General features: G+C 73.3%; 6 protein-coding genes. 3 read left to right on the top strand and 3 right to left on the bottom strand.

Going from position 1 to position 5,916, the window contains the following annotated elements; translation table 11 throughout:
- From FNH08_RS42555 to FNH08_RS42545, 3 genes are all read left to right on the top strand, one after another.
- On the top strand, positions 1-777 hold a 777-nt coding region (locus tag FNH08_RS42555), incomplete at its 5' end, for a lycopene cyclase family protein (RefSeq protein ID WP_265579843.1).
- The gene (locus FNH08_RS42550) at positions 774-1,505 is read left to right on the top strand and encodes a methyltransferase domain-containing protein (protein WP_152776866.1); all 732 of its coding nucleotides are present in this window, start codon (positions 774-776) and stop codon (positions 1,503-1,505) included. The genes FNH08_RS42555 and FNH08_RS42550, both read left to right, overlap by 4 nt.
- Complete coding sequence (locus FNH08_RS42545) at positions 1,502-3,088, top strand: FAD-dependent oxidoreductase (protein ID WP_322726354.1); 1,587 nt, start codon at positions 1,502-1,504, stop codon at positions 3,086-3,088. Before FNH08_RS42550 ends, FNH08_RS42545 begins: the two co-directional genes overlap by 4 nt.
- A gap of 164 nt (positions 3,089-3,252) precedes the next feature.
- Here FNH08_RS42545 and FNH08_RS42540 read toward each other — a convergent pair whose 3' ends face one another.
- The 3 genes from FNH08_RS42540 to FNH08_RS42530 form a co-directional block, all read right to left on the bottom strand.
- Positions 3,253-3,858, bottom strand: a complete 606-nt coding sequence (locus FNH08_RS42540) for a TetR family transcriptional regulator (protein ID WP_152776865.1) — start codon at positions 3,856-3,858, stop codon at positions 3,253-3,255.
- A gap of 26 nt (positions 3,859-3,884) precedes the next feature.
- A complete protein-coding gene (locus FNH08_RS42535) occupies positions 3,885-4,889 on the bottom strand; it encodes an aldo/keto reductase (protein WP_152776864.1) in 1,005 nt (334 codons plus the stop codon).
- A 169-nt stretch (positions 4,890-5,058) separates the two neighbouring features.
- Positions 5,059-5,907 carry a DUF4394 domain-containing protein gene (locus tag FNH08_RS42530; RefSeq protein ID WP_152776867.1) on the bottom strand — a complete coding sequence of 283 codons (849 nt, stop codon included), beginning with the start codon at positions 5,905-5,907 and terminating at the stop codon, positions 5,059-5,061.
- Positions 5,908-5,916 lie beyond the last annotated feature (9 nt).

Below are 5,916 nucleotides of genomic sequence, written 5' to 3'. Positions count from 1 at the left end.
CCGCACCGCCTGCCCGCCGCCCGCACCCACCTGCTTCAGCACTTCCGCGGCTGGTTCGTCCGCACCCAACGGCCGGCGTTCGACCCGGACGTGGCCGACCTCATGGACTTCCGCACACCGCAGCCGGCGTGCGGACTGTCCTTCGGGTACGTTCTGCCCACCAGCCGACACACCGCCCTGGTCGAGTACACCGAGTTCGGCCCGGCACCGCTGACCGCCGACGCCTACGACGCCGCGCTGGAGCACTACACCCGCCGCGTGCTGGACACCGGCCCGGTGCAGGTCCAGGCGACGGAACAGGGCGTGATCCCCATGACCGACGCCGTGCTCGCCGACCGCGCCGCACGCACGGTGTTCCGCATCGGAGTCGCCGGCGGCTGCACGCGTTCCTCCACCGGCTACACCTTCGCCGCGATCCAGCGGCAGGCGGAGGCCGTCGCCCGGGCCGTCCGCGCAGGCCGCCGTCCCGCTCCCCCTCCGCCGCACCGAAGGCGCGCCCGGATGATGGACGCCGTTCTCCTTCGCGCCCTGGACACCGGCCGCATCGACGGCCCCGACTTCTTCTGCCGGCTGTTCGACCGCGTCCCCACGGTGCGGCTGCTGCGGTTCCTGGACGGGCGCACTCGGCTGTACGAGGACGTCGCGGTCGGCGTACACGCCCCTGTGGCGCCGATGCTGCGCACGGCCGCGGAACTGCTGTGGCTGCCCCGTCGCCCGCCCCCGCCCCCTGACCGGCCGGCCGGGGCAGACGGCCCGGCGCCGAGGAGTTCCTCATGACCTTGCTGCACGATGCGGCGCTCGCCGAAGCGTTTGACCGCGGGGCCGGCAGTTACGACCGCTTGGTGACACTGAACCCGGGTTACCACGCGCAGCTACGCCGCTCCGCCCGGCGCCTCGCCCTGGCGGCCGGCACAGCCGCACACCGGGTGCTCGACCTCGGCTGCGGCACAGGTGCCTCGACCGCGGCCCTGGCCGCCGCCCTGCCGCACGCGAAGATCGTCGGATTGGACGCCTCGGCGGGCATGTTGCGCCGGGCCGCCGCCAAAGCCTGGCCGGACCGGGTGAGTTTCGTCCACGCCCCGGCAGAGGACCTGGGCACGGCCGGCGTGCGCGGCCCGTTCGACGCGGTGTTCGCCGCCTATCTGTTCCGCAACCTGGCCGATCCCGACGCGGTCCTGCGCACGGTGCTGGAGCTGGTGGCGCCTGGGGGCCGGCTCGCGGTGCACGAATACGCGCTCAGCGGGCGGCGCGTGGACCGCGCGGTGTGGTCCGCGGTCTGCGGGGGCGTCATCCTGCCGCTCGGCGCGGCCACCGGCAACGGCGGGCTCTACCGCCACCTGCGGCGAAGTGTCGCGGAGTTCGACACCGCGCCGGCATTCGGCGACCGGATGCGCCGGGCCGGATTCGACCGGGTCGACGTGCTGCCGCTGCCGGGCTGGCAGACGGGCATCACCCACACCTTCCTCGCCCGGCGCCCGCCCGAGCGTCCCACAGGTGCCCGGTGACCGGCCGCGCCGTCGGCAGGCCGCCCGGGCGGGACCGGCGGGCGCAGGCCGTGCCGGTCCGACCGGGAACGGACCGGGTCCCGGCCGAGCCACCGGTGACCGCGGTGATCGGTGGCGGCATCGCCGGTCTCGCAGCGGCCACGGTGCTGGCGGAGCGGGGCGTCCGCGTGGTGCTGTACGAGCGCGAGCACGTTCTCGGCGGCCGGGTGGCGGGATGGCCGATCACCCTGCCGGACGGCACCCGCGCCACGATGAGCCGGGGCTTCCACGCCTTCTTCCGGCAGTACTACAACCTGCGGGCCCTGCTGCGCCGGGCGGATCCCGCGCTGGACATGCTGACCGGCCTGCCCGACTATCCCCTCAGGCACAGCAGCGGTCTGTGCGACAGCTTCCGACGCGTGCCGCGCACGCCCCCGTGGAACGCGCTCGGTTTCGCCGCGCTCAGCCCCACGTTCCGCCTCAGGGACCTGCTGTCCATGCGCCCCGGCGCCGCGCTGCCCCTGCTGGACGTCCGCGCACACCGGATTCACGAGGATCTCGACCATGTCAGCGCCGACGCCTTCCTGGACGCCGTGCGCTTCCCCCCGGCCGCGCGGCATCTGGCCTTCCAAGTGTTCTCCCGCAGCTTCTTCGCCGACCCCCGGCAGCTCTCGGCGGCCGAGATGGCGCTGATGTTCCACATCTACTTCCTCGGCTCGAGCGAGGGCCTGCTGTTCGACGTGCCCCGCGAGCCGTTCCCCACGGCTCTGTGGGAACCGCTGGGAGGCCACCTGGCGCGATACGGCACCGAGCTGCGCACCGCCACGCCCGTCGAGGCCGTCCGTCCCGGCCCGGACGGTGGCCACCTCGTGGCGGACGCGACCGGCACCCGGCTCTTCGACGCCGTGGTGCTGGCCATGGACACCGGTGGCCTGCAGGCGGTGGTGAGCCGCTCCCCGCGGCTCGGCGACAGCACGTGGCGCGATCGGGTCGCACGGCTGCGCACTGCCGCGCCGTTCCTGGTGTCACGGCTGTGGCTGGACGGCCCTCTCGACCTCACCCGGCCCCACTTCATGGGCACCAGCGGCTACGGGGCGCTGGACAACGTCAGCGTCCTGTCCCGGTGGGAGGGCGAGGCGACGCGCTGGGCCGCGCGCACCGGGGGTTCGGTCGTCGAACTCCACGCCTACGCCGCGCCTCCGGCCACCGACCGCGACACCGTCGAACGGGATCTCGTCGAGCAGTTGCACCGGGTGTACCCGGAGACGTACCGGTCCCGAGTCGTCGCCGCGCGGCACGAGTGGCGGGCGGACTGCCCCCTGTTCGCCGTCGGCGGGTACGCCCACCGTCTCACGGTGCGCACCCCCGACCCGGCCGTAGTCGTCGCCGGCGACCTGGTCCGCACCGACCTGCCCGTGGCCTTGATGGAACGCGCAGCCACCTCGGGCTTCCTCGCCGCCAACGCCCTGCTGGAGCGGTGGGGGGTGCGCGGGGAGGTTGTGTGGACGGTACCGGACCGCGGCCGGTCCGCCCTGCTTCGAGCCCTGGCGGCACGCCACCGACCCGGGCGGCCAGGAACTCCACTGCACCACGGACACCAATAAGTTCACGGCCCAGGCGCTATCACCCGGTCGGCGACGCCACGGCCGTCGCCGAGGCCGATGCCCAGCCACATGGCCGCTTCAGCGACTTCGGAAACGGTCACTGTCGCGGCTGTGCCCAAGCCACTCTCGGCGCGCTCCCCCCAGGTCTGCAAGCCGCCGGCCCCTCAGGCCCTGAGCCCCCGCAGCAGCAGGTCCATCACGGCCCGGAAGTCGTCCTCCGTGCCGGGCTGTTCCCACTCGGGGGCGTAGCGCGGGTCGTGGAAGCGGCGCGAGGCGTGGAAGAGGGCGCGGGCGGTGGTCTCCGGGTCGTCGGCGGCGAAGGCCCCGGCGTCGACACCCGCCTGGACGATCCGCCTCAGCTGACCGACCAGGTCGGCGATGTGCTCGCCGACCGCGTCGCCGTTCTCCTCGGTCAGCACCATGTACGTGGCGAAGAGCTCCGGGTCGTCGCCCGCCTTGCGGCGCTTGGCCGCGAACAGGGCCGAGAACCAGTCGCGCAGCCGGGTCTCGGGGTCCCTGCCCCCGTCCCCATTCCCGTCCCCGGCGACTATGCCGGAGAGGGACTCGGACGTGCGGTCCAGCCACCGCTTCGTCACCGCCTCCCGCAGCGCCGCCTTCGTCCGGAAGTGCCGATAGACGCTGCCGTGGCTGACACCGAGCGCGCGGGCCACGTCCACCACGGTCGCCTTGGCGGGGCCGTGGCGGCGCAGCACCTCCTCGGTCGCTTCGAGGATGCGCTCGGCGGTCAGGGGCTGCGGGGTCGGGGCCATGAGGGAGACCGTACCGGGAGGGACGATCAGCGCTCGCTGTCGAGGTGTGCCATCTGGGCCGCCGCATAGCGGTCGCCCGCGGCGGCGCCGGCCGGCACGGCGTCCTCGACGGCCGCCAGGTCGGCCGCGTCCAGGGTGACGTCCAGCGCGCCCAGCGCCTCGGTCAGCCGGTCACGGCTGCGGGCGCCGATCAGCGGCACGATGTCGTCGCCCTGGCTCAGCGCCCAAGCGATCGCGATCTGGGCGACGCTCACGCCCTTCTGCTCGGCGACCTTCCGCAGGGCCTCGACCAGGTCGAGGTTGTGCCGGAGGTTCTCGCCCTGGAAGCGGGGCGAGTGCGCCCGGAAGTCGTTCGCGGCCAGCTGCCGGTCCGGGGTGAAGTGCCCGGAGATCAGACCGCGCGACAGCACACCGTAGGCCGTGACGGCGATGCCCAGCTCGCGCGTGGTCGGCAGGATCTCGCGCTCGATGCCGCGGGAGATGAGCGAGTACTCGATCTGGAGGTCCACGATCGGGGCCGTGGCGGCGGCGCGGCGGATCGTCTCCGCGCCGACCTCGCTCAGCCCGATGTGCCGTACGTATCCCTTCTCCACCAGCTCCGCGATCGCGCCGACCGTCTCCTCGATGGGCACGCCGGGGTCGACGCGGGCGATCCGGTAGACGTCGATGTGGTCCACGCCGAGGCGCTGGAGCGAGTACGCGGCGAAGTTCTTCACCGCGGCCGGCCTGCCGTCGTACCCGGTCCACTCCCCGTCCGGGCCGCGCAGGGCGCCGAACTTGACGCTGGTGAGCGCCTGTTCGCGCCGCGCCGCCGGGGCGGAGCGCAGGGCTTCGCCGATCAGCATCTCGTTGTGGCCCATGCCGTAGAAGTCGCCCGTGTCGAGCAGGGTCACGCCCGCTTCGAGGGCGGCGTGGATCGTCGCGACGGACTCGGCCCGGTCCGCCTCGCCGTACAGGGCGGACATGCCCATGCAGCCGAGGCCGAGGGCGGAGACCTGGGGGCCGGTGGTGCCGAGGGGGCGGGTTTGCATGAGAACTCCTTGGGGTCCCGTGAGCCGTGGCCCCGCTGGACGCGGGACCACGGATGACGTACTCCCAGCCTGCCATGACAGCTGACAGATTTCAATATCTGTCAGCTGTCATCTGTCAGCCGTTACCTGCCAACCGTTATCCGTCAACCGCCATGGCCGACTGCCGCCCTCAGCCCTGCTTGAGCGGAATCGCCAGGTCCACGACCCGCCGCCCCGCCGGGAAGGCACCGGTCGACGCCGCCTTCCCGGTGAGCAGGTTGACCCGGAACGCCCGGTCGCCCGTCACGGCCCACCCGGTGTTCGTGCCGTTACGGGCCGAGCTGTAGATGTCGAACCCCGAGTTCAGCGGCACGTCGACGCCGAGCTTGCCGGTGGGGGCGAGGTTGCCCGCGTTGGCCGGGGACTGGACCGAGACCTGGTCCTGGCCGGTGTCGAGGTCGAACAGGGTCGTCGCCGTCGTGGCGTCGAGGTCGTTGTTCGTGTACGCCGCTCCGGTCACCCCCTGGGCCGTCGCGCCGGCCGTGGCGGGCGGCACCGGCGGGTTGGTGAGGGTGCCGTCGACGGCCGTGGTGCCCACGGCCGGGGCGCCCGCCGGGTCGTCGATGTTGTGGCGGAGATTCTGTCCGGTGTCACTGATCACCCGGAGCCGGTTGGCGGCCGGGTTGAAGTCGACGCCGAATGCCTTGCCCTGGAGCGGGGCGGTGAGCTGGGAGACCTTGGTCGCGCGGGCGCCGATCTCCCGGAGGGTGTAGACGCCGCCCTTGTCACCGACGCCGTACAGCTTGCCGTTCTGCACGCGGTAGTCGATGCCGACGAGCTTCTTGTCACCCTTGAGCCCGGAGACCTTGCCGAGCGGGATCGCGGCGCCGGGCCGGTCGACCTTGAACGCGACCAGCCGCTGGTCCGGCGTGAGCCCGACGGCCCTGAGGCCGCTCCCGGCGAGCGCCTTGGGCGCGCCGCCGAGCTGCGCCTTGGACTCGACGCCACTCGCGGCGGACGACGAGCCGTCCCCGCCCAGGGCTCCCGC

It is taken from the genome of Streptomyces spongiae (genome assembly GCF_009377185.1).
GTDB lineage: Bacteria > Actinomycetota > Actinomycetes > Streptomycetales > Streptomycetaceae > Streptomyces > Streptomyces spongiae.
Note: the sequence above shows the minus strand (reverse complement) of the source record. Positions and strands in the feature narration are given on the sequence as shown.